Source organism: Salinivibrio costicola subsp. alcaliphilus, from assembly GCF_001996185.1.
Taxonomy (GTDB): Bacteria; Pseudomonadota; Gammaproteobacteria; order Enterobacterales; family Vibrionaceae; genus Salinivibrio; species Salinivibrio costicola.
In genome coordinates this window covers 1-23,666 of record NZ_MUFR01000044.1, presented here as the reverse complement: position 1 = coordinate 23,666, position 23,666 = coordinate 1, and the positions used below count along the sequence as shown (strand labels likewise).

General features: G+C 50.4%; 21 protein-coding genes, 3 tRNA genes and 2 pseudogenes. 9 read left to right on the top strand and 17 right to left on the bottom strand.

Annotated features, from left to right (window positions below; all coding sequences use genetic code 11):
• A partial coding sequence (locus BZJ21_RS13180; RefSeq protein ID WP_131826350.1) for a transposase domain-containing protein occupies positions 1 to 196 on the top strand: 196 nt, incomplete at its 5' end.
• On the opposite strand, the gene BZJ21_RS13175 is transcribed toward BZJ21_RS13180, so the two are convergent.
• Positions 178 to 1,488: an ABC1 kinase family protein gene (locus tag BZJ21_RS13175; RefSeq protein WP_077670010.1), complete on the bottom strand. Its 1,311-nt coding sequence runs from the start codon at positions 1,486 to 1,488 to the stop codon at positions 178 to 180. The genes BZJ21_RS13180 and BZJ21_RS13175 overlap by 19 nt on opposite strands.
• Positions 1,489 to 1,708: 220 nt before the next feature.
• On the opposite strand from BZJ21_RS13175, the gene BZJ21_RS13170 reads away from it, so the two are divergent.
• The 3 genes from BZJ21_RS13170 to BZJ21_RS13160 all read left to right on the top strand — a co-directional run bounded on the left by BZJ21_RS13170 (position 1,709) and on the right by BZJ21_RS13160 (position 4,954).
• Positions 1,709 to 3,457: a formate--tetrahydrofolate ligase gene (locus BZJ21_RS13170; RefSeq protein ID WP_077670009.1), complete on the top strand. Its 1,749-nt coding sequence runs from the start codon at positions 1,709 to 1,711 to the stop codon at positions 3,455 to 3,457.
• 138 nt (positions 3,458 to 3,595) lie between these two features.
• Entirely contained in the window at positions 3,596 to 4,069 is a 474-nt protein-coding gene (locus tag BZJ21_RS13165) for an NYN domain-containing protein (protein WP_077461171.1), read from the top strand.
• 60 nt (positions 4,070 to 4,129) lie between these two features.
• On the top strand, positions 4,130 to 4,954 hold the full coding sequence (locus BZJ21_RS13160) for a Cof-type HAD-IIB family hydrolase (RefSeq protein WP_077670008.1): 825 nt from the start codon (positions 4,130 to 4,132) through the stop codon (positions 4,952 to 4,954).
• A gap of 136 nt (positions 4,955 to 5,090) precedes the next feature.
• Here the strand turns inward: BZJ21_RS13160 and BZJ21_RS13155 are convergent.
• The 7 genes and pseudogenes from BZJ21_RS13155 to BZJ21_RS13130 all read right to left on the bottom strand — a co-directional run bounded on the left by BZJ21_RS13155 (position 5,091) and on the right by BZJ21_RS13130 (position 10,257).
• Positions 5,091 to 5,167 (bottom strand) — tRNA-Val (locus BZJ21_RS13155).
• Positions 5,168 to 5,180: 13 nt separating this feature from the next.
• Positions 5,181 to 5,257: transfer RNA gene (locus tag BZJ21_RS13150), tRNA-Val, on the bottom strand.
• A gap of 64 nt (positions 5,258 to 5,321) precedes the next feature.
• Positions 5,322 to 5,398: transfer RNA gene (locus tag BZJ21_RS13145), tRNA-Val, on the bottom strand.
• Between the two features lie 147 nt (positions 5,399 to 5,545).
• Entirely contained in the window at positions 5,546 to 6,550 is a 1,005-nt protein-coding gene (locus BZJ21_RS13140) for a DUF3080 domain-containing protein (RefSeq protein ID WP_077576023.1), read from the bottom strand.
• 107 nt (positions 6,551 to 6,657) lie between these two features.
• A complete protein-coding gene (locus tag BZJ21_RS16935) occupies positions 6,658 to 7,446 on the bottom strand; it encodes a methyl-accepting chemotaxis protein (protein ID WP_443216216.1) in 789 nt (262 codons plus the stop codon).
• Between the two features lie 48 nt (positions 7,447 to 7,494).
• Positions 7,495 to 8,604, bottom strand: a pseudogene (locus BZJ21_RS16930) (FIST signal transduction protein); the annotation flags it as partial.
• Between the two features lie 282 nt (positions 8,605 to 8,886).
• Positions 8,887 to 10,257 (bottom strand): MATE family efflux transporter, encoded by a 1,371-nt coding sequence (locus tag BZJ21_RS13130; protein ID WP_021023663.1) that lies wholly within the window; start codon positions 10,255 to 10,257, stop codon positions 8,887 to 8,889.
• Positions 10,258 to 10,347: 90 nt separating this feature from the next.
• Between BZJ21_RS13130 and BZJ21_RS16330 the strand changes: the two genes are divergently transcribed.
• Positions 10,348 to 10,521, top strand: a complete 174-nt coding sequence (locus BZJ21_RS16330; RefSeq protein WP_158075533.1) for a hypothetical protein — start codon at positions 10,348 to 10,350, stop codon at positions 10,519 to 10,521.
• On the opposite strand, the gene BZJ21_RS13125 is transcribed toward BZJ21_RS16330, so the two are convergent.
• The 8 genes from BZJ21_RS13125 to hutC all read right to left on the bottom strand — a co-directional run bounded on the left by BZJ21_RS13125 (position 10,518) and on the right by hutC (position 18,910).
• A complete protein-coding gene (locus BZJ21_RS13125) occupies positions 10,518 to 10,721 on the bottom strand; it encodes a CPXCG motif-containing cysteine-rich protein (RefSeq protein ID WP_021023665.1) in 204 nt (67 codons plus the stop codon). The two genes, BZJ21_RS16330 and BZJ21_RS13125, sit on opposite strands and share 4 nt — an antisense overlap.
• Before the next feature lie 136 nt (positions 10,722 to 10,857).
• Positions 10,858 to 11,511 carry a hexitol phosphatase HxpB gene (gene hxpB, locus BZJ21_RS13120; protein ID WP_021023666.1) on the bottom strand — a complete coding sequence of 218 codons (654 nt, stop codon included), beginning with the start codon at positions 11,509 to 11,511 and terminating at the stop codon, positions 10,858 to 10,860.
• Positions 11,512 to 11,546: 35 nt separating this feature from the next.
• Entirely contained in the window at positions 11,547 to 12,416 is an 870-nt protein-coding gene (locus tag BZJ21_RS13115) for a fructosamine kinase family protein (RefSeq protein WP_077670006.1), read from the bottom strand.
• 136 nt (positions 12,417 to 12,552) lie between these two features.
• Entirely contained in the window at positions 12,553 to 14,085 is a 1,533-nt protein-coding gene (hutH, locus tag BZJ21_RS13110) for a histidine ammonia-lyase (protein ID WP_077460498.1), read from the bottom strand.
• 10 nt (positions 14,086 to 14,095) lie between these two features.
• The gene (hutU, locus tag BZJ21_RS13105; protein WP_077576018.1) at positions 14,096 to 15,784 is read right to left on the bottom strand and encodes a urocanate hydratase; all 1,689 of its coding nucleotides are present in this window, start codon (positions 15,782 to 15,784) and stop codon (positions 14,096 to 14,098) included.
• Positions 15,785 to 15,786: 2 nt separating this feature from the next.
• Positions 15,787 to 16,839 (bottom strand): formimidoylglutamase, encoded by a 1,053-nt coding sequence (hutG, locus tag BZJ21_RS13100; RefSeq protein WP_077670005.1) that lies wholly within the window; start codon positions 16,837 to 16,839, stop codon positions 15,787 to 15,789.
• A complete protein-coding gene (hutI, locus tag BZJ21_RS13095; protein ID WP_077670004.1) occupies positions 16,836 to 18,086 on the bottom strand; it encodes an imidazolonepropionase in 1,251 nt (416 codons plus the stop codon). Before hutI ends, hutG begins: the two co-directional genes overlap by 4 nt.
• Positions 18,087 to 18,205: 119 nt before the next feature.
• Positions 18,206 to 18,910 (bottom strand): histidine utilization repressor, encoded by a 705-nt coding sequence (gene hutC, locus BZJ21_RS13090; protein WP_077670003.1) that lies wholly within the window; start codon positions 18,908 to 18,910, stop codon positions 18,206 to 18,208.
• A 252-nt stretch (positions 18,911 to 19,162) separates the two neighbouring features.
• Here hutC and thrS point away from each other — a divergent pair, with 252 nt between their 5' ends.
• The 4 genes from thrS (at position 19,163) to rplT (ending at position 22,320) form a co-directional block, all read left to right on the top strand.
• Complete coding sequence (thrS, locus tag BZJ21_RS13085) at positions 19,163 to 21,091, top strand: threonine--tRNA ligase (RefSeq protein WP_077670002.1); 1,929 nt, start codon at positions 19,163 to 19,165, stop codon at positions 21,089 to 21,091.
• Positions 21,092 to 21,094: 3 nt separating this feature from the next.
• Positions 21,095 to 21,640 carry a translation initiation factor IF-3 gene (gene infC / locus BZJ21_RS13080; protein ID WP_077670001.1) on the top strand — a complete coding sequence of 182 codons (546 nt, stop codon included), beginning with the start codon at positions 21,095 to 21,097 and terminating at the stop codon, positions 21,638 to 21,640.
• 95 nt (positions 21,641 to 21,735) lie between these two features.
• Positions 21,736 to 21,930: a 50S ribosomal protein L35 gene (gene rpmI / locus BZJ21_RS13075; RefSeq protein ID WP_025673304.1), complete on the top strand. Its 195-nt coding sequence runs from the start codon at positions 21,736 to 21,738 to the stop codon at positions 21,928 to 21,930.
• A 36-nt stretch (positions 21,931 to 21,966) separates the two neighbouring features.
• Complete coding sequence (gene rplT, locus BZJ21_RS13070) at positions 21,967 to 22,320, top strand: 50S ribosomal protein L20 (RefSeq protein ID WP_025673305.1); 354 nt, start codon at positions 21,967 to 21,969, stop codon at positions 22,318 to 22,320.
• Positions 22,321 to 22,517: 197 nt separating this feature from the next.
• On the opposite strand, the pseudogene BZJ21_RS13065 reads toward rplT, so the two are convergent.
• Positions 22,518 to 23,570, bottom strand: a pseudogene (locus BZJ21_RS13065) (peptide MFS transporter); the annotation flags it as partial.
• Positions 23,571 to 23,666 lie beyond the last annotated feature (96 nt).

Sequence of the window (23,666 nt, the reverse complement as noted above, 5' to 3'; positions counted from 1 at the left end):
GTTCGCGGACACCCAAAGCGGGGCGAATGCCAGCGCCGTCTGGTTCAGTATCATGCTGACCTGTCGTGCCAACGGTGTGGAGCCCTATGCCTACCTGCGTCATGTACTGACAGAGCTACCTCAGAGAGAAGAGGGCTGTGATGTCAGCGATCTATTGCCCTATAACAAAGCGCCCATTCAATCACCAGGCGGGTAGAAATACCCGCTTACATTTAAGGTGACATCCAACTTCGCGGCCAGTAAATACAAGCCCGCAATTTTACGATGCAAAAACAACGCATCGGCCGGCGGCGTATGCCAATAGCCTTGCTCCATACTCAAGGCAACGCCGCGATTACGTAAACGCGTGGCTAAGTCTGCTTGCCCAAACGCAAATGGCGCATCGGCAGCAATGGGCTCACAAGCGGTGTTCACCAGCTCAAGCACGCTGGCCTTTTGCTCGGGTAAAATATGCTCAGCAAAAAAGCCAATCTGAGTCAGCGCCGCTTCAATCCCTGCATTATCTTTTTCTATCGCCGCCAAAAACAGCTTGCGATAGCCATCGGTAAACGTCGGTGCATACTGACGCGTGGCGCCAAAATCGAGCAATACCACGCGGCCCGTGTCTGGCTGATACAAGTAGTTAGCGAAGTTCGGATCGGTTTGCACCTCCCCAAACATAAACACCTCTTCAAACAGCAATTGGAACAAACGACTTACCACCCGCTGGCGTACCGCTTCTGAAGCACGGTCAAGCTGCTCAATGGGTTCACCCGCCATATAACTCATGGTTAGAATGCGATCCGAGGTAAGAGCTGAGTGTACTTTAGGCACCACTAAGCCGTCAGCGTCTTTTAAATGGGTACCAAACCGGATAAGCGACTGCGCTTCTTTCAGGTAATCGGCCTCGTCATGCAGCTGTTGCTTGGCTTCATCGAGCAAAGCTTGGTAGTTCGCCTCTTTGGGGATAAGGCCACTCAAACGCAGCAGAGTGATGACATTGTCAACATCGCTATCAATGCTGTCTTTGATGCGTGGATATTGCACCTTCACTGCCACTTTGTCACCGGCATCGGTATACGCTTCGTGCACTTGACCAATGGAAGCTGACGCGATGGGAGAGAAGCGAAAATGGGTAAATTCTGCTTGCCAATTGTCGCCCCATTGTTCGTTAAGCACGGCTTTAAGCTGTGCTGGCGGCATGGGCGTGGCATGATTACGCAACCGCGCGAGCAGATCGCTGAGCTCTGGCGGGATCAAATCGCCCGCATCCATCGACAACAGTTGACCCACCTTCATCGCCGCGCCGCGTAAATCTGCCAATTTATCGGCCACGTGGGCAATATTGGCCGGTGACATCACCAAATCTTTACGACTTGGCCGATTACCCTGCGCAAACTGCTTCGTGCCTTCCCACGCAACATTCGACGCCACTCGCCCGGCTATTGAAGCCAACGCCCCAAAACGAGACCATTTACCATGCGGAACCTTGCTGCTTTTCATAACCATCTCCTTATCACCCACTAAGTGTACGGTATAAACCGAGGAATGGTTTGGTGAGGCTTCGGTTACTCGTTCCCACGCTCCTGCGTGGGAACGAGTAAAGCGGGATAAAAATCAAAAAGGGCGCTTACGGCAAGTATTCTTTCGCTTTACAACGGTCATTTTAGCGGTATCATTTTCACGCAAACGTTTACGTGATTATTTTATACTCTATTGAGAGGATTTCATGCTATCTGATGTCGAAATCTGTCGTAACACCACACTGACTTCCATTTCTGCCATTGCCAAGCAAGCCGGTTTGCTTGAAGCCGAGTTTGAAACCCAAGGCAGCCACAAAGCCAAAGTCTCTCTCAATTGTTTGAAGCGCCTCGCGCCTAATCAAACTGGCAAGTTGGTCGTGGTCACCGCTATTACCCCAACGCCGCTGGGCGAGGGTAAAACGGTGACCACCATCGGCCTGGCGCAAGGGTTAGCGAAACTCAACCAATCCGTGACCGCTTGTATTCGTCAACCTTCGATGGGGTCGGTATTTGGGGTCAAAGGCGGCGCGGCTGGAGGCGGTTATTCACAAGTGGCCCCGATGGAAGAGCTAAACCTGCACTTAACCGGTGATATTCATGCCGTCACTGCTGCACACAATTTGGCCGCTGCCGCGATTGACGCGCGCATCTATCACGAGCAGCGCTTGGGCTATGACGACTTTGAAGCTCGAAGCGGACTAAAAGCGTTAAACATCGATCCGAATCGCGTGGTGTGGAAGCGGGTGATGGATCATAACGATCGCGCCTTGCGCATGGTTACTGTGGGCAAAAATGAGCCGGGAAAAACCATTAATGGCTATGAGCGAGAGGGCGGATTTGATATCTCAGCCGCTTCTGAGTTAATGGCGATTCTGGCGCTGGCAAGCGATCTTCGTGACTTACGTCAGCGCATTGGCCGCATTGTGTTGGCTTATAGTCATGCCGGTGAGCCGATCACCACCGAAGATTTGCAAGTGGCGGGGGCGATGGCGGTAAGCATGAAAGCGGCAATTGAACCCACGCTCATGCAAACCTTAGAGGGCGTGCCGACGCTAATTCATGCCGGCCCCTTTGCCAATATTGCCCATGGTAATTCGTCGATTATTGCCGATAACATTGCCCTTAAGCTGGGTGATTATACCGTCACCGAGGGGGGATTTGGCTCAGACATGGGATTTGAGAAGGCATGTAACATCAAAGCGCAAGCATCCGGTAAAGCACCAGACTGCGCGGTGATTGTGGCCACATTACGTGGCTTAAAGGCTAACTCAACGCACTATAACTTTTTACCTGGGCAACCACTACCAGAATCACTTTTTGTGGATGATCATGAAGCATTGGTGGCAGAGTTTGAAAACCTGAAGTGGCACATCAACAATGTAAATCAATATGGTGTGCCGGCGGTGGTCGCAATCAACCGTTTCCCGCAAGATAGCGATGCTGAGCTTGCGACATTAAAAGCCATGATCGAGGCGTTACCCAACCAGGTACAAGTTGCCGTCAGTGAGGGCTTTGCTCACGGCGGCGAGGGCACGCGTGAACTGGCAAAGAAAGTCATGGCTCAATGTGCCGCTCCTTCGACCTTTAGGCCTTTGTATTCAGCCGATCAATGCTTAGAAGAAAAGCTGATGGCCGTGGCTGAAGTCGGGTACGGTGCAGGGAGTGTCACGCTCAGTGATGTTGCTAAGCAGCAGCTGCAACAATTTAAGCAACAAGGCCTTGATGATTTAGCTGTGTGTTTGGCGAAAACGCCGCTGTCAATTTCAACGGATGGCACGATTAAAGGCGCGCCGCAAGGGTTTGATGTACCGATCCGCGAGTTGAAATTGTGTGCCGGTGCCGGATTTGTCTATGCCTTATGCGGCAATGTGATGACCATGCCCGGATTGCCGGAAAAACCGGCGTTTATGAAACTTGACCTCGATGATGAGGGTAATATTGTTGGGTTGAGTTAATGATGCCCCTCGCGAAAACCGCTGTTATCAGCGGCTTTTTTGTTTTTGCTAGACGCGGCCACGTTTGTGATTGTCGTCACGGTAGCGTGATGTGGTATCCTCTTTGGCTTCAATTCTCCCACCGACTGTGAGCCTGACTTGAAAAAAATCGCGGTTTTTGTCGACGTTCAAAATATCTACTACACCACACGCCAAGCCTACGGGCGCCAGTTTAACTATCGCCAGTTGTGGCACACGCTGAGCCAAATGGGTGAGGTGGTTACCGCGTATGCTTATGCCATTCGTCGTGACGATGATCAGCAAATCAAATTTCAAGATGCACTGCGGCACATTGGCTTTACCGTGAAGCTCAAACCTTATATTCAACGCGCCGATGGTAGCACCAAAGGCGATTGGGATGTGGGCATTGCCATTGATGTGATGGAAGCTGCGCCGGATGTCGATACCGTGGTTCTGCTCTCTGGTGATGGCGACTTTGATTTGCTGATGAACAAAATTCGCGAGCGCTATCATACCGAAGCCTTCGTGTTTGGAGTGCCTGCGTTAAGTGCCAACTCCCTCGTGAATAGCGTTGATCGCTTTATTCCCATTGACGATAGCTTATTGCTGTAGAGCCGATTAAGGCTGAGAGAATCCATTCCGTTTTGAATTTGATGTTGAGGTAAGTTGACGATGTACAAATTAATCGCCCTAGATATGGATGGCACCTTGTTAAACAGCGATAAAGAAATATCGGCTGAAAACAAACAGGCCATTGCCCGCGCGCGTGACAAAGGGGTGGCCGTGGTGTTGGCATCTGGCCGTCCGCTTGAAGGCATGCAACCTAAGCTGGATGAGTTGGATATTCATTCAGATAAAGACTTTGTGCTGTATTACAACGGCTCGATGGTGAAAAACGTGGGGACTGACGAGGTGATCTTGCAAAAGGGGCTAGACGGTAAAGCTGCCAAAGCGCTCGCTCGACATGCTGAAGCATTAGGTGCCTATGTGCATGCCTTTAGTACCGAGCACGGATTGATCACCCCTGCGCTCAACCCGTATACCGACATTGAGGCCAACATCAACGGGCTTGATATCACCGTGATGGATTTCGAGACTCTAAGCGATGATCACCCCATTATTAAAGTGTTGATGGTGGCGGAGCCAAGCAAGTTAAATGAAGTGATCAGTGCTTTACCCGCAGCGCTGCGCGAGGAGTTTACGGTGGTGCAAAGTGCGCCCTTCTTCCTTGAATTTCTAAACCCGGCAAGTCATAAAGGGGCGGGGGTCGCTGCAATTGTAGAACACTTAGGTATTCACCCCGACGAAGTGATCTGCATGGGCGATGCAGAAAATGACCATGCGATGTTGGAATATGCGGGTCTTGGAATTGCCATGGCCAATGCGATGGAAGCAACCAAGCAAATCGCGGATTATATTACCGAAAGTAACGATAACCACGGTGTCGCTAAAGCAATCGAAAAGTTTGTCTTAGCGGTAGATAGCTCAGTGGCATAATTGTAGGTTACAACTTAAAAAGGCTTGTTAGAAAGCAGGCCTTTTATATCTACGTAAACATATACATGACGTTTATTTTTTATGCGTCGCAAGGGAATACATCAAGATACTAAAAAAAGAAGGGGATAATTTGAAGTGGTGCGTCCGGGCAGACTCGAACTGCCGACCCCCGCCATGTCAAGGCGGTACTCTAACCAACTGAGCTACGGACGCGTATTTCAAAATTTGGTGCGTCTGAGTGGACTCGAACCACCGACCCCCGCCATGTCAAGGCGATACTCTAACCAGCTGAGCTACAGACGCATACCATTTTTTTAGAACAGCCACCGCGATGTTGAAGCGATTGACCATTTGCTATCAAGCCAAGTGGTGCGTCCGAGTGGACTCGAACCACCGACCCCCGCCATGTCAAGGCGATACTCTAACCAGCTGAGCTACGGACGCACAGTGCTTGAAAGCGGGGTGAATAGTAGCGAGTTCATCTTTATTGCGCAAGCGCTTCAACGCATATTTTTGTACATTCGCGTTTGTTTGGCGATTTGATCATCAAAGTGGCGATATTTTCGCTTTTTCAGTCGCTTCGCTACGTCGCTATTGCCCCAGTTTGACGTCACAGCGTTGGAAAAGTTGCTGCCATACATCTGCATGGTGCTTGATCGCGTCTTTGTATTGGCGGTAAGCCTCTCCCTGCCAATAGGCGTTTTTATACGCGCTAAACGCATCCGGTGTTTGCAACGTAGCAAAACGGGTCAACGCTGGCGCAATATCACGATAAAGGCCATCGACACGGGCTAAATACGGCTGAACATCGCCGACGTAAAATTTATAAAACACGGTTTGTAGGCGCTCTAGGCGGGTCGTATCAAAATTGCCGCCACACAGGACTTTTTCTTGGTGATTGGCGATCAGTGCACTGGTTTGGTTAAGCCAAGCGGTGTGATAGCTCAAGCTAACAAATAGGGCGCCAAGAATGCGTTGCTTTTCAATGCTCTCTTGCCAGTCGGTGACCGATTCGTTGGCTACCGGGTGGTGGTTGAGTAAATGGCTAAACTGATCAATGGTGCTGACGGCATTACTATGTGCGGGAAGATCAATGGGGAGTGTATAGGCCGGTAAACTCAGCTGCCCGCGCCAGGCATCACTATCAGCCAAGGTATTCCAGATTACGGTGTCGCGCTGTTGGCGTTTCAGTGCCAGTGCCTGTTCTAACTCAGTGTGAATGCTCGGATCTTTGACTTGCGGTAAACACCGTTGGGCGGTGTCAATAAAATTGAGTTCGTAATCGAGTTGGCGAAAGCGATCGGCGACTTTGCCGAGGGATGAGTTGCGCTCGGCGATAAGATTAAACAAGCCACACTGACGCAGCTCGTAGGCATCAAGTACGCCCATTCGTAGTGCTTCAAGTGGCTGGACTAGATCGCGTTTGCGTGGCAACGGCGGCACCGCTGGAGTGGTAAAGTCGGGCGTCGGTGCATCAAGCACATTGCCTAAACGTTGGTAATAATCAGCCATCATGTCTTTGGCCGGATCGTCAGATTGGCACCCACCTAATCCGAGTAAGGTAACGAGCAGTAAGGTTGTTTTGAGTCCGCGCATGGTTTATCTCGTGGCTAAGCTCTTGACGTATCAATCATACCATTTACGCAGGCGATCGGATGAACGATCGCCTGGTTGAACGTTACCTGTGTGCATGCGTTAAGAGCTTACTCCGCGACTTGTTGGCTTTGGGTGAGCGATAAAATGGTAGAAAGCTCCTTATCAATGGCTGTCATGTCTTGCTGTACTTGTTCAATATTAGCAATGCTTGACTGAATACTTTCGGTCGCTTGTTCAGACAGGCTCAGTAGTCGTGTGACTTCATCGCTTAACCCATCAGCAGAGTACTGGACTTTATCCATTACCTCGAGGGTCAGCCCAATCACATGGCTGATCTGACCAATGGCGCTGTTGACATTTCTCACTGTCTCTCCAGTGGTACTAAGGCTATTTTGCGTATTTTGCGATAAGTTACGGACTTCATCAGCAACCACAGCAAAACCGCGCCCTTGCTCGCCTGCGCGTGCGGCCTCTATAGCGGCGTTTAATGCCAATAGATTGGTTTGCTCGGCAATGCCATCAATCACTTTTAAAATTTCTTCAATACGGCTGGCGTTCACACTCAGGGCGTCGGTGTGGGTTTGTAGATCTTGGCTTTGCCCGTGTTGTTGTTTGACCTCGTTAGCAAGTGTTGAAAACTGTTGTTGGACAGCTTGGAGAATGTCTGCGCTCTCGGTGGCGTAGTCGGCCACGCCGCTGTAACTGTCCAACAGTGATTGTAGTAGCGATTTGTAGCGCGAAAGACGATCGATGCTGTGCGATTGAAGCGCCGAAAGTTTTTGTAAGCTATTAATTTGTTTTTGGGCGTTGTAGCCACGGTAATCGGCATAGTGAATGGCAAATTGATCGGCAAAATCATCAGCAAAAGGCTCGTTGGGTGCGACGCTATAAAGCATGAGTGCGGTCAGTGTCTGGTTTTGATGTACTCCTAATAGCTCACCAAAGGTTGAAAACCCGCCAACGCTAGGGATGTTATCAAAGCAGGTGACGCGCGCTAACGAATGGCTATTGTTGACCCGGCGCAAGATACAGTCGTTGGCTAGCATAGCAAAAGGACGGCGTGGCTTGTCTTTTAGGTGTCGTTGATAATCTTGCGCGGTGGTTTGAGCGAAATCTTCCGCCTTCATTAGGTACAGGCTATCGCCAAAATCAAGATCACAAAAAAAGTGTAGGGCGCCCTGTTGGTGATCAATCGCAGCGATTGAGCGAATATAAATATGCTCGCCAATTTTTACGCCAAACGTGTAGCCGTTTAAGTGCGATTCCAGCTGATCAGCCTGGCAGTTAAAATAGTCGCATAACGCTTGTACCGGAGAGATTAATGCGGTGCTGTTAGGTGCAAATACATCGGTGACAACGCGGGTCGCAGGATCGCCCTTGGCAATATCGAGGTGGAAGTGAGTCGGTTTGAAGTTATGGCTATTCATGATGCCATAGCGGATACCGGGGGCCAACTTGATAAAAGCTAGCGCGGCATGGTTATCGAGTAGTTTACCGTTGAGTGCTAACTTGGCTGCATTGAAATCCAGGGTACCGCCGGCAGAGCCACCCATAAAGTAGCAAGGGAAACGGCGGGTGGCATAAAGGGCCTGCATAAAGAAGTTCTCTGAACCACTAAGACCATCAAAAAAGGTGAGTGCGACTGTGTCTTGGGCGTCGACAGGAAAAGGCACCCTGAGCTGTTGCAACGAACGTGTGATTTTTTCTATTCGTGCCTTGGGCGATAAGGTCGGTGTACCGCGTTTAATGTCTTCACAATGTAAGGGCACGGTCGCTGCGCTGACAGATTCAATGACATTGTCGCCATAACTTTGCAAAACAATGTTATCCCATTGCCCGTCTGTGGTGTGATACAGCGAAGAATGCCCACCACCCAGTTCACCGGCTGTCATTATGGTGATTAGAGTTTGGCAAAAAGGCATCGCGGCTTGGAGTTTTTGGGTTGTTGCTTCAAAGGGTAAATGTGGCGAGATAAAAGCCAGTACCAAGGGTGTTTTACCATGAGGGCAAGATAAGGCCGATAGCGTGGTTTGATTAATAGCGCGGCTACTCATACACAATGAATGAACAAAAGGCATAGAGTTCGGCGATTGTGGCGAGGCTTTATCTGATAATGGGCGAGATTTTAGGAATTCAAACATAAACAACTCTACGATAATGTGACCGGTTGCCACGTATTTTGTCTGGGAATAAGGACAAACTATACGTGGTTTAGTGGTGCGTGCGTAGCGGTTGGGTTTGATCTATCGCTCTGTTTTATATGTTTTTTATATCAAATTAATAAAGGCGTGACCGGTGTCACCCTGCCAGCGAGCGCCGACAGGGTGGCAAGGCATTCAGCGTTCTGACATGGCCAGTTGGAATTCAGGAGATTGCTGACGCAGCCAGCGTAGGCGTAACCCGAGCAGTACCGCGGCACTGGATAAGCCAATGATGATGCCTATCCAAAACCCATGCGCGCCCATGGCTGGGACGAGCCAATCTGTCATTCCGAGTACATAGCCAAGCGGCAAGCCCAAACCCCAGTATGCGATCAGAGTGCGCTGGAAAATGGCACGCATATCTTTGTAGCCACGCAGGGCACCAGCCGCGACTACTTGAATGGCGTCGGTGATCTGATACACCGCGGCCAATAACATCAGTGATGACGCCAACGTTGCCACGTCTGGATTATCGGAATACAGGGCGATAATTGGATCGCGCAGCCAAACGGTCAGTAGCGCGGTAATAACAGCTGTGCTCACCCCCAGCCAAATCCCAATTTTGGCGGAGTTGCCTGCACCCTCGGTGGTGCGCTTGCCCAGCAGGTGGCCGACACGAATACTGACGGCGACACCCAAACTCATGGGTAACATGAAAATCATGGTGGAGAAGTTAATGGCCACTTGGTGCGCTGCGACGGTAATAGAGCCAAGTGGTGCGATTAAAATGGCAATCGCCGCAAATAAGGTCACCTCAAAAAACAGCGAAGCAGCGACTGGGAACCCGAGTCGAAAGAGGCGGATTTGCTCTTTGAGTGCTGGCGCGTAAAGCGAGGCAAAAAGCTGAAGACCACTGAGTTTTTTGCTCACTGCCACATATAACGCCATAAGGATAGCCATGATCCAATACACCAGCGCGGTAGCGACACCGCACCCCACGCCGCCGAGCTCTGGCGCGCCGAGTTTGCCGTATACAAACATCCAGTTGAGTGGAATGTTTGCCGCAAGCCCGATAAAGCCAATGACCATTGCGGGAATGGTGAGCGACATTCCCTCGCATAAGTTACGAATGGATTGGAACACCAAGAAAGCCGGTACCGCCCAGATTACCGCATGTAAGTAACCGATGGTTTTTTCAGTTAGCGCTGCTTCCACATCCATGAGATTAATAATAAAACCGGCTTTATAAAGAATAAGCCCAATGGGTATGCTCAACAGCAATGCCATGTACAGACCTTGCTGAAATTGAAACGGGATCGCAGTGGCTTTGCTCGCCCCATTAAGTTGCGCAATCATAGGGACCATGGCCATTAGCAGGCCAATCCCAAACAAGATGGCTGGCATCCATATACTCGAGGCAACCGCTACGGCGGCCATATCGGTGGCGCTATATCCGCCCGCCATGACGGTATCGACAAACCCCATCGAGGTTTGCGCTATTTGGGCAATAAAAACAGGCACACTGAGCCGAATAATGGCTCTTGCTTCATCGTGGTATTGCTGCACGTTGGCCTCAACATGTTTAAGTGAAAGGGAGGGAGGAATCGATTGCGCGCAATTATACGTGCCAGGAGGCGCGAAAAGGAAGCAAAAGCCGTGTCAATTTTGCATCCCGAACGAGAGCAAACAATGATGACACAAAGAATAGCCGACCAAGACAATGCGACCCTGATACGAGTCGCGTCGGTTAGCTTTGTGTTTGCACTTGGTGATAACGTTACACTGATTTATAGCGCTGCATTCAGTGGGCGTTATACGGTGCGTGGCTAAAAAATTTGCTCGTCATCCGCATCGACAAATAAGTTAACGGTTTTATGTAACTCGTCGATTTGCATGTTGTAGTGCACCGCATTACAGCAGTTGGGACAATCTTCGTAAAACTCTTGATTGCCGCCACTGAGATCCAGTGTGAGATCAATACGGTGTCCACAGTGCGGGCAGCTTACTAGCCGGTCAGTTATATCATCCATCGTCACAGCCCTTCTTTTATGACAAAGCGGTTACTGCCAGTATAGATGAGGATCGTAAGATGGATAAATGATGGACGTTGTTCTAAGAGGTGGCATTAACTACTGTATGCGCTTAATGCCACCCAGGAGACGATCGCTACAGCGACGAAAGATTATCCGCACTAAAAGCTTTTAGGCTGGCAAGCTTTTGATCGGCAATCACAAAGCGAGGATCTTCCCACTCATGCGCGGCCGGCACCACAATGGTTTTCATCGAGGCGGCTTTAGCCGCAAGTAAGCCGGTAAAGGAATCTTCAAAGGCGACGCAAGCGTCGGGCTCGACGCCCAAGGCGTTAGCGGCATTAAGATACACTTTAGGGTGGGGCTTACCGTATTTTAAATCCCCCGCCGACTCGACAATTTCAAATGCGTCGCTAAGCCCTAGCGCATCCAATGTCGGATGGATTAGGGTCAGTGGAGACGATGAGGCCAGACCGATTTTTAAGCCAGCTTGACGGCAAATTTGCAACGCGTCTTTAACGCCGGGCATCATGGGTTTTTCATCTTTAACCAGCTCAACCACGCGTGCGACGATTCGCGCTTGCACGTCAGCATTCGATGGCCCCTGCCAAGGCTGGGTACGTGCGTAGTGTTTCACAATTTCATCAATCCGCACGCCTGTGGTATCACGCGTATCTTGTAAACTGATAGAAACGCCGAGCTCGGTCAATACATCAATTTGCGCCCGTTGCCAGAACGGCTCTGAGTCGACCAATAGGCCATCCATATCAAATATTGCGGCAGATAACATCGCCAACCTCTATCTCAGTGTGTGTGTCTGGCATCCTACACCGTGAGTGTGAGTTTTGTCAGCAATTGTTCGGCTTGTGCAAGGTAGGGGCCGCCGAATAAATTGACATGGTTGAGCACATGATAAAGGTTATAAATATCTTTTCGTTGTTGATAACCCTCGTCTAATGGCCATTCAGCCTGGTAGCCGTTGTAAAAGCTTTGCGGGAAACCGCCGAATAGCTCTGTCATGGCGATATCGGCTTCGCGATCGCCCCAATAACAGGCCGGATCAAATAGTACTGGGCCGTTGACGGATAAACCGACATTGCCTGACCACAGATCGCCATGGAGAAGTGCAGGTTTGGGGCGATGGTTAGCCAGTTGCGCTTTGACGCCGTGAATGATGGTATCAATGTCGCCCAAATGCAGTGATTTTTCCGCTGCTAGTTGTAGTTGCCAGCCAATTCGTTGCTCAGCAAAGAAGTGACACCACTTGCGGTGCCAGCTGTTTCTTTGTTCGCTGGTGCCGATGAAGTTATCGTCATCGAATCCGTATTCGACTTGCTCCCCCCTGCGGTGATGACGCGCCAGTTGCTGACCGAATAAATAGGCTTGGGTATCGTCGAGCGATTTAATGGGTAGGAAATTGAGTACCAATGCTGCACTGTCTTTTACCGGCCCGACAAAATACACCCGCGGAACATGAATGTGCTCACTCATTGCCAGTTGGCGCAGGCCTTCGGCCTCGGCCTCAAACGCGGGCAGACATTCTCGCTGGTTGGTTTTAACGAAAAAGCGCTGCTCGCCCCCATCGCTAATGCAATAGGCGTCGTGGATGTCGCCACCGCCGATGGCGGTTTTTTCTCTGATCTCAAAATCAATATCGAGCTGTTCGGATAAATGTAGAGACAGTGCATGCCACATAAGCGACTCCGTTACATCGAGGTGAGGGGAGGTAACTGCCTACATATTAGTCTATTTTAGCTTTAGTGTTCTGTGGAGATGGCGGCAAATTGAATAAAAAACGGCTCATAAGGAGCCGTTTTTGCGGGTAAATACTTTACAGGCTAGGGAGTAAGCCAGAGGGCATTAGTCGGTTATAGGTACCGGTTTGCACCAGCGCATTGGCCTTTTCGATATCAGGCGCAAAGTAGCGGTCTTTGTCGTAAAACGGCACCACGCCGCGTAACTCGGCTTTGGCTTGCTCTAAGCGTTGAGAGGTTTTATTGGGCGCGCGAAAATCAATCCCTTGGCTGGCCGAAAGTAGCTCAACGGCCAAAATGCCGCGGGTGTTGGCACTCATGTCATGCAAGCGACGCGCAGCGAAAGTCGCCATGGAGACATGATCTTCTTGGTTGGCAGACGTGGGCAAGCTATCGATAGATGCCGGGTGAGCCAAAGTCTTATTTTCGCTTGCCAGTGCAGCAGCGGTGACTTGGGCGATCATAAAGCCGGAGTTGACCCCGCCGTTGTTGACCAAAAATGGCGGGAGTTTACTCAAGTTGCTATCAATCAGTAAGGCCATGCGGCGCTCTGATAAGCTGCCGATTTCGGCAATCGCGAGGGCTAAGTTATCCGCTACCATCGCGACCGGCTCGGCGTGGAAGTTGCCGCCGGAAATAATATCGCCATCGTCTGGGAACACGAGCGGGTTGTCAGATACGGCATTTGCCTCGGTGGTGAGCACGTCAGCGGCATGGCGAATTTGTTGCAAGCACGCGCCCATCACTTGTGGTTGGCAACGCAATGAGTAGGGGTCTTGCACTTTTTCACAATTTTGATGGCTGTTGCCAATGTCGCTACTTTCGCCCAGCAAGTGACGGTAAGCGGCAGCGGCATCCATTTGCGTTTGATGGCCACGCACGGCATGAATGCGTGGGTCAAACGGCCGGCGGCTACCAAGCGCGGCCTCTACCGACAATGCGCCACAGACAGTGGCCGCGGCGTATAAATCTTCGGCTTCAAACAAGCCTTCAAGCGCAAAAGCGGTAGAGGCTTGCGTGCCATTGAGCAGCGCGAGTCCTTCTTTTGGTCCAAGAGTGATGGGCGATAGGCCCGCAATTTTGAGTGCAGCCTCTCCAGAAATGACTTCCCCTTTGTACCGGGCTTGGCCTTCGCCGAGCAGTACTGTGCTCATATGTGCCAATGGTGCAAGATCGCCCGAGGCGCCGACTGAGCCTTTTTTGGGAATGCAAGGATACACCTGGTGATTAACCAGCGCTGCCAGTGCTTTTACGACTTCGAAGCGGATCCCGGAGTAGCCGCGCGCCAAGCTGGCTACTTTCAGTACGATCATAAGACGCACGGTGGCATCATCCATAAACTCGCCAATACCAGCGGCATGAGAGAGCACGATTGAGCGTTGCAGGGTTTCTAAATCGTCTAATTCAATCCGAGTATTAGCCAGCAAGCCAAACCCTGTGTTAATGCCATATACGACGCGGTCTTGAGCGAGGATGTCGGCGACGGTGTCGGTACTGGCTTTCATGGTGGCTTCAATGCCATCCGCAAAAGCAATCTGTACAGATTCACGGCTTACTTGCCGCAGTTGGGAAAGGGTGAGTTCGCCCGGTTGTAATGTCAGTGTGGTCATTTTGCTCTCCTTAGCGCAGCGGCTGGTTAGGTAAATCCAGCAGCGGCAGATCGAGTTGTTCTTCTTTGGCGCAATCAATGGCAATGTCATAGCCGGCATCGGCATGGCGCATCACCCCGGTGGCCGGATCGTTTCTGAGTACTCGCGCCACTCGTTGATGCGCATCGTCGGAGCCATCACACACAATCACCACGCCTGAGTGCTGAGAAAAGCCCATGCCGACACCGCCACCGTGGTGCAATGATACCCAGGTTGCACCGGATGCCGTGTTGAGCATGGCGTTCAGCAATGGCCAGTCTGACACGGCATCAGAGCCATCTAGCATGCCTTCGGTTTCACGGTTGGGACTTGCGACTGAGCCTGAGTCAAGATGATCACGGCCAATGACGACCGGCGCTTTGAGCTCGCCATTTTTTACCATATCGTTAAAGGCAAGCGCTAAGCGTGCACGATCTTTGACCCCAACCCAGCAGATACGGGCAGGTAAACCTTGAAATTGAATACGTTCTTTGGCCATATCAAGCCAGTTGTGGAGATGCGGATCATCAGGGATCAGCTCTTTCACTTTTTGGTCGGTTTTATAGATATCTTCTGGATCACCAGATAACGCCACCCAGCGGAACGGGCCAATGCCTTGACAGAATAATGGACGAATATACGCCGGTACAAATCCTGGAAAATCAAAAGCATTATTGACGCCAACTTCTAGCGCCATTTGACGGATGTTATTGCCGTAATCCAAGGTTGCTGCGCCGCGTGTTTGCAGATCGAGCATCGCTTTAACTTGTACGGCCATCGAGGCTTTCGCGGTTTTGACCACCTCGGCTTCGTTGTCTTTACGCTGTGCCGCGGCTTGCTCCATGGTCCAGCCTTGCGGCAGATAACCGTTAAGGGGATCGTGGGCCGAGGTTTGGTCGGTGACCACATCGGGGGTGATATGACGTTCCACCAGCTCTGGGAAAATATCGGCTGCATTGGCCAATAAGCCAATCGACACGGGCTTGCCTTGTCGTTTTGCTTCTTCAATCATGCCGAGTGCTTGGTCCAAGGATGTCGCTTTGCGGTCGACGTACCCCGTACGTAAGCGGTAATCGATGCGGCTTTCATCGCATTCAACCGCAATCATAGAAAAGCCTGCCATGGTCGCGGCGAGTGGCTGCGCGCCCCCCATGCCCCCCAGACCGCCAGTTAAGATCCAGCGGCCTTTGGCGTCGCCATTAAAGTGTTGTTTCGCCACCGCGACAAACGTCTCGTAGGTGCCTTGCACAATGCCTTGCGAGCCAATGTAAATCCAGCTGCCTGCCGTCATCTGGCCGTACATCATCAGCCCTTGCTTATCGAGCTCGTTAAAATGTTCCCAGTTTGCCCAATGCGGGACCAAGTTAGAGTTGGCAATCAATACACGTGGTGCATCTTTGTGAGTAGGAAAGACCCCCACAGGTTTGCCGGATTGTACCAGCAAGGTTTGATCGTCGTTCAGGCGTTTTAGTACCTCGACAATCTTGTCGAAACATTGCCAATTGCGGGCAGCTCGGCCAATGCCACCATAGACCACCAAACCATTAGGATGCTCGGCCACGTCAGGGTGTAGGTTATTCATCAGCATACGAAGCGGCGCTTCGGTTAACCAACTTTTTGCATTAAGCTCAGGCCCGGTAGGGGCTTTCACGGTGCGTGAATCGAAACGTGGGTCCGTCATGGTTATTCTCCTTGATCGTTGATGGGGTGCGAGCCTGCTTGCTGCGGACAAGATTGATGCGGACAAGCTGTGTGAATCATGGTCCACGCCATACGCGCGGCTAAGCGACTGGTTTGCTGGTCGCGGTCATAATGGGGGTTTACTTCTGTGATATCGCAAATAGGGACGGGAATGTGTTGCTTCTGCGCAACGGTAAACAGGTGCCGAATTAACGGCTCAATCACCACGACTGGCACGCCGTAAGCTGCAGGGGCGCTCACCCCAGGCGCGACACTAGCGGGAAACACATCCATATCGACAGTAAGATAGAGATAATCACAGCCTTGAATAAACTGGGTTAATCGCGCTTTTAACGCCGGTAATGCGTCTACCTGCATATTGATATCTTCTTCTACCCAGCAATGGCGTTGCTCGGCTTTATCGAACAGCGCTTGGGTATTGCTGGTGCGGCTTACGCCAAGGCAGGCATAGTGGAATGGCCAACCTTTTTTGTCACAATATTGGGCGATTTGTGCGAAGGGTGTGCCTGAGCTGCCGGCGTGACTGCGCCCTTGTGGCGTGCGCAAATCAAAATGAGCATCAAAGTTAATAATACCAATCTTAGGCGGCTGCGCGGAGTCGTTGACATGGGAGTGTGTCAAATGACGGGATAAGCCCTGAAAGCTCGCCCATGCAGTTTCATGGCCGCCGCCTAGGGTTAAGACCCGGTGCTGTGGCAACGAACGATGGATTTGCTGACTTAATCCTTGCTGGGCCAATACCAGATCTGCGTCATCACATACCACGGTTCCGCCGTCATAAAGCGGATGACTGTTATGCCAGGCGAGGTTTGCCAGTGCTTGTCGCAGCGCTTCAGGGGCAAGGGCTGCACCGAGGCGGCCTTGATTACGCGCTACCCCTTCATCGCAGGCAAACCCATAGATCACGACACCTGGCGGCTGTTCGACGCTGTTATCGTAGGCGCTGATGGTTTGGTGCAAACGCAGACCGCGCTCCCCATCCTCTGGATCAATACGTCCTTGCCACACGGTCATATCAGCAGGAAGATGTTTCATTCTTGATTCTCCTGGTGGGGCGTGCTCTGCGGAGTCGGTGTTGCGGGATACCAGATCCCGTTGACCACTCTTCCGACTAAGGGCGCCGTGCCGACCATATAACTGAGCTCGGCTGGGGTGTCGCACTGCCAAACGGCAAAATCGGCATCAAACCCAACCGCGATTTGACCTTTGTTTGTTAAGCCCAGTGCTTGGGCGGCATGACGGGTAACGCCGTAAAGGTTCTCTTTGGGCGTGAGGCCAAATAAGGTGGAAGCCATGTTCATCATGAGCGTCAATGAGGCAAAGGGCGAGGTGCCGGGGTTGAAGTCAGTGGCGAGCGCCATGGGGACATGATGTTCACGTAATGCTTCAATCGGTGGTATTTGGGTTTCACGTAAAAAGTAAAACGCGCCGGGAAGCAGGGTTGCCACAGTGCCAAATTCGGCCAAAATCTGGGTGTCAGCCTCTGACAAATACTCAATATGATCCACCGAGTAGGCCCCGGCTTTGGCCGCCGCCACACTGCCGCCCAGGTCGCTTAATTGCTCGGTATGGGCTTTAATGTTGAGTCCATGAGCATTGGCCGCCGCATAGATTTTTTCGGCTTGGTCGACGCTAAAGGCAATGTTTTCACAGAACACATCCACGGCGTCAGCAAGCTGTTGCTCCGCCGCGGCCGGGATAATGGATTGACAGATATGCGCAATATAATGATCCGCATCGTGTTGATATTCCGGCGGTATAGCATGAGCGGCGAGCAAGGTCGTAGAGACATTCACGGGTAAATGCTGCTCGATAGCTTTCGCCACCCGAAGCATCTTTAGCTCATCGTCGAGGGTTAACCCATAGCCTGATTTTATTTCAATTGTTGTGACGCCGTCACGCATTAAAGCTTCGGCACGTGGCAAAGCGAGGGCAAGTAATTCTGCGTCACTCGCCGCCCGCGTCGCTTGCACTGTGGAGAGAATTCCGCCGCCTTGTTCAGCTATGGTTTGGTAAGGCACGCCATTAAGGCGCTGCTCAAACTCGTCCGCGCGATTGCCCGCAAAAACAAGGTGAGTGTGGCTATCAATGAGTCCGGGTGTCACCAATCTTCCGTTTAACGACTGTTTGGGCCAGTCAAGCTGCTCGGCATCTTGGCCAAGTGCAACAATTTTGCCGTTTTCAACCGCAATCGCGCTATGGTCTTGGCATTGGTAGCCGTCGCTATTGTGGATATCGCTGGCCATCGTGACCAGTTTTGCATCGGTATATAGGTGTCTCATGATGATGGCCTTACCGCTCATTAAATGTCTATACAAATGTATAGACAAATAAGGTGGCAGACACAAGAGGGAATGTAAAAGAACGGTAAAAAATTGTGATCGGTTCGATCTAAATGAAGTTATCTATCCGTTCTCGACGTGAGCTTATAGCGCGATCCTGGATGGTACAGCAAGGCGGCACTGACGAGGGTTTGTTGGCTCCAGGTCCGACGGTGTAATAATAAACAGGGTTCGTCTGATCGCATCGCGAGGGCTTGCTGAATGGTCGAGCTCGCTTGAATGGCTTCGACTGTATGCTCAATGGTATTCACTGGGCAAACCGTCGATAAATACTCGTTTGGGGTAGTTTGATTAAAGTCTTGTGCTAAGTAGTCGGGCGCCAAAGCCGGATTGACCCAGCGCTGTTCAAGTTGCAACGCGATCGCATCACCGTAATGAACAATCTCACTATAAAAGACGGAGGTACCCACCATAACGCCTAAGCGCATAGCAACATCAGCCGGTGCAGAAATGCATTTCAATGTGCGAATATCACTGTGATAAGTTTGCCCGCGAGCGTTAACCTCATCGGCGATATTACGAATATCCATTAACGGGGATTCGGCTTTGGGCTCAGTGACAAACGTCCCCAATCTAGGTGTGCGCTCCAGTAAGCCTTCAGCGACTAAATCGCGCACGGCTTTGTTCACCGTCATGCGGCTGACGTTAAATTGATCGCACAATTCGTATTCGGTCGGAATACGTGTCCCCACAGGCCAAACCCGAGCTTCAATTTTCTCTTGAATAAAGGTTTTAATTTGTTGATAGCGGGGCGCATTGGCCATAGATTGTTCCTGTCATTATTGTGTATACAAATCAGCATTGCTGAAGTCTAGTGCAAAATCAAGCGGATGATAGGGCGATACTCGTGAATCATTCGTTGGACGGCGAAGAAATTCTTGACGGGATGACTTGCATCACAAATGTCGGATCTTCATAATCAAAACCCTACTCACACTGTGCGGTTACTTACTAATCGCAAAATACACGTTCATGTGCCACTTGGTGTGTGGCACCACTGAGAAGGATTGTTATCAATGCCTCTAATTACTCTCCCTGACGGCAGTCAGCGTTCTTTTGACCACCCAGTTTCAACCTACGACGTTGCCAATGACATTGGTCCTGGCCTCGCTAAAGCTTGTATTGCGGGCCGTGTTGACGGCAAACGCGTTGATGCGTGTGACTTGATTGAGCACGATGCACAGCTCGAAATTATCACCGCAAAAGACGATGATGGGCTTGAGATTATTCGCCACTCGTGTGCGCACCTTTTAGGGCATGCGATTAAGCAACTTTTCCCTGATACCAAGATGGCGATTGGCCCAACCATCGATAGTGGTTTCTATTACGATATCGATATGGATCGCTCGCTCACCCAGGATGACCTGGATGCAATTGAAAAACGCATGAAAGAGCTGGTGAAAACCAAGTATCAGGTTGTGAAGAACACGGTCAGCTGGCAAGAAGCACGTGATACCTTTGAATCACGTGGTGAACCGTACAAGATTGAAATCTTGGACGAGAATGTCTCTCGCGATGACCGTCCGGGCTTGTATCACCACGAAGAATACATCGACATGTGTCGTGGTCCACATGTACCGAACATGAGCTTTTGTCAAAACTTTAAAATTTTGAACGTGGCTGGCGCGTATTGGCGTGGTAACAGCGACAACAAGATGCTGCAACGAATCTACGGCACCGCCTTTCCTGATAAAAAGCAACTGAAAGCACACCTGGTGCGTTTAGAAGAAGCGGCGAAGCGTGATCACCGTAAACTGGGTAAGCAGCTTGATTTGTATCATATGCAGCAAGAAGCGCCTGGGATGGTATTCTGGCACCACAATGGCTGGACGATTTTCCGTGAGCTTGAGCAATTTATCCGTGCGAAGTTGACCGAATACGACTACCAAGAAGTGAAAGGTCCGTTGATCATGGACCGCGTGTTGTGGGAGCGCTCTGGCCACTGGGACAAATATGCTGATTACATGTTTACCACCCAGTCAGAAAGCCGTGAGTATGCACTTAAGCCAATGAACTGCCCAGGTCACGTACAGATTTTTAACCAAGGGTTAAAGTCTTACCGTGATTTACCGCTGCGTATGGCAGAATTTGGTAGTTGTCACCGTAATGAGCCATCCGGTGCGCTGCATGGTTTAATGCGTGTGCGTGGCTTTACCCAAGACGATGCGCATATCTTCTGTACCCCAGAACAGGTACAAAAAGAAGTCAGTGCGTGTATCGAAATGGTCTACGAGACGTACCAAACCTTTGGTTTCAACAACATCGAAGTCAAACTTTCTACACGCCCAGAAACGCGTGTTGGCTCTGACGAGATGTGGGATCGTGCAGAAAAAGCCTTGCACGAAGCCTTAACGGCGATGGATATTCCGTTTGAAATTCAAGAAGGTGAGGGGGCGTTTTACGGGCCTAAGATTGAGTTTACGTTACATGATTGCCTGGATCGTGCTTGGCAATGTGGTACAGTACAACTAGATTTCGCGCTTCCTGAGCGTTTAAGTGCCACGTATGTAGGCGAAGACAACGAACGTCACACACCTGTGATGATTCACCGTGCTATCCTCGGTTCGTTGGAACGTTTCATCGGTATTCTGATTGAAGAATACGCTGGACACTTCCCAACGTGGCTATCACCGCAGCAAGCTGTGGTGATGAATATCACGGATAAACAAGCAGATTATGCGCAAGAGATTGCGAAAAAACTGCAAAAAGCTGGATTTAGAGCCTCTGCGGACTTGAGAAACGAGAAGATTGGCTTTAAAATCCGCGAACACACTTTGAAGCGTGTACCGTATATGCTCGTTTGTGGTGACCAGGAAATGGAAGCTGGCGAAGTAGCAATACGTACCCGTAAAGGTAAAGATTTGGGTAAAATTAAGATTGATGACTTCCTTGCTCAATTGCAGCAAGAAGTGCAAGATCGAACACTCAATATTGTGGAGGAATAAGGTATTAAAGGCGCAAGAAAAGCCCCGGCAAAGAAAAACGCTCATCGTCTAAACAACGAAATTCGTGGTGTCAAAGAAGTTCGATTGTCTGATGACAGCGGCGAACAACTCGGTATCGTCCCTTTTGATGAAGTACTCGCCAAAGCAGAAGAGGCGACTCTTGACTTGGTTGAGATCAGTCCGAACGCTGAGCCGCCGGTTTGTCGTATCATGGATTACGGCAAATTCCTTTACGAGAAGAGTAAAGCTGCGAAAGAGCAGAAGAAAAAGCAAAAGACTATTCAGGTTAAGGAAGTTAAATTCCGTCCTGGCACAGATGTAGGCGACTATCAGGTAAAACTACGCAACCTGGTTCGCTTCATTGAAGAGGGCAACAAGGTCAAGGTCACTATCCGATTCCGCGGGCGCGAAATGGCGCACCAAAGCATCGGTGTTGACGTGCTGAACCGCTTGAAGGAAGACACTGCTGAAATCGCTTCAGTAGAAAGTTTCCCGACTCGCATCGAAGGCCGTCAAATGATCATGGTCCTGGCCCCAAAGAAGAAGTAATTCTGGCTTCCAAGTAACAAGCGGCTGCGCCTGTTAGGTGTAGCCGCTTTGTTCGCCAAATTGCTATATTATTAACACAATGCGGAGTTATCATCATGTCTAAGATGAAATCCAACAAAGGTGCTGCTAAGCGTTTCAAGAAAACTGCTGGTGGCTTTAAGTACAAGCGTGCAACCAAGCGTCATATCTTGACTAAACGTACTACTAAGAACAAGCGTCAGCTGCGTCCAAATGCTGTTCTGCCTGCGTGCGAAAACGCGCAAGTAGCTCGCATGCTGCCATACGCATAAGTTTTTAGTTTTATAATTTAGTTTAGGAGAGAGATAATGGCTCGCGTAAAACGTGGTGTACAAGCTCGTGCACGTCACAAGAGTGTAATGAAGCAGGCGAAAGGTTACTATGGTGCGCGTTCACGCGTCTACCGCGTAGCTTTTCAGGCGGTAACGAAAGCAGGTCAATATGCTTATCGTGACCGTCGCAACAAGAAACGTCAATTCCGTCAACTGTGGATCGCGCGTATTAACGCAGCGGCTCGCCAAAACGGTATGTCATACAGCCGTCTGATTAACGGTCTTAAAAAGGCATCTATCGAAATCGATCGTAAGATCCTTGCCGATATCGCGGTATATGACAAAGCAGCATTCTCTGTGCTGGTAGAAAAAGCGAAAGCTTCACTGTAAGTTTTACAGTAAAGAATTGCTAAAAAAGGAGAGCCTCGGCTCTCCTTTTTGCTATTCATACCTGCCTATATAATTTAACCCCCAACTACCTTACTGAAAAAGAAGCATTGTTAGAGCAGGGATTGAGCATCGAAAGGGATGTGATATTAAAAAAGAGGCCAATCGGCCTCTTTTTGATTTAACTATCACCATAGGGGTTAGGCAATTTGTACTTGTTGTTGCTCGATTTCTTCACTGGGCGTAGCATTGGATTCAGCGCCGTGCATCCAGCGGATCAGCGTACCGGATAGAGTCAGCAAGATCAGACCTGAAATCGCTGCTGTCGCGGCAATGCCACCGAAGATCGCCATGGCACCATAGTCACCCACATGCGAACCAATAATACCTGCAACATAGTTAGCAATCGCGTTAAAGCCAAACCAAGCGCCCATCATTAGAGAGGCCAAACGCAGTGGTGCGAGTTTGGTGACCAGCGATAAGCCAATTGGAGAGAGGCAAAGTTCGCCTAACGTGTGGAAGAAGAACGCGCCCACTAGCCAGAACATCGAGGTTTTCACCGTGGTGTCGCCGCCTTGCTCTAACACGGCCCCGATCATGCACAAAAAACCAAGCGCCAGCATAAATAACGCCATGGCAAATTTGACCGGTGAGCTAGGCTCTTTAGAACCCAGACGCACCCACAATGATGCCGCTATAGGCGCACAGACAATGATGAAGAAAGGGTTGAGTGACTGGAACCAAGCCGCTGGGATTTCAAACCCACCCACCATGCGATCCGTGTACTCCTGGGTGTAAATATTCATCAACCCGCCAGCCTGTTCAAAGCCAGCCCAGAAAATGATCACGAACAAACCCATCAATAAGATGACTTTAAGGCGATCGATTTCTTGCTTGGTCAATGGTGCATTGGTCTTAGAATGATTGGCATCTCGTGCTTGTTGTGCTGCGGGAACACGACCGATATTACCTAGCCAAGTGTTGGCCATGGTTAGCTGGATGATCAAGCTAATCACCATACCAATACCGGCAGCAAAAAAGCCATATTGCCAGCCGTAAGCGCTGCTCACCGTGCCCGCAACAAAGCCGGCTAATAATGAGCCAATGTTGATGCCCATATAAAAGATGGTAAACGCACCATCACGACGATGATCGCCTTCATGATAAAGGTCACCCACCATCGTCGAGATGTTGGGTTTAAATAGGCCAGAGCCCGCAATCAGTATGGCTAAGCCAGCATATAAAGTGTGTACCCGAGTTTCCGCACCTAATTTAGGAATAAACCGCTTCGTATAACTGACCCAACAATTTCAGCAATCGTCGTTGATGCTCTCGTACACCGGTAATGA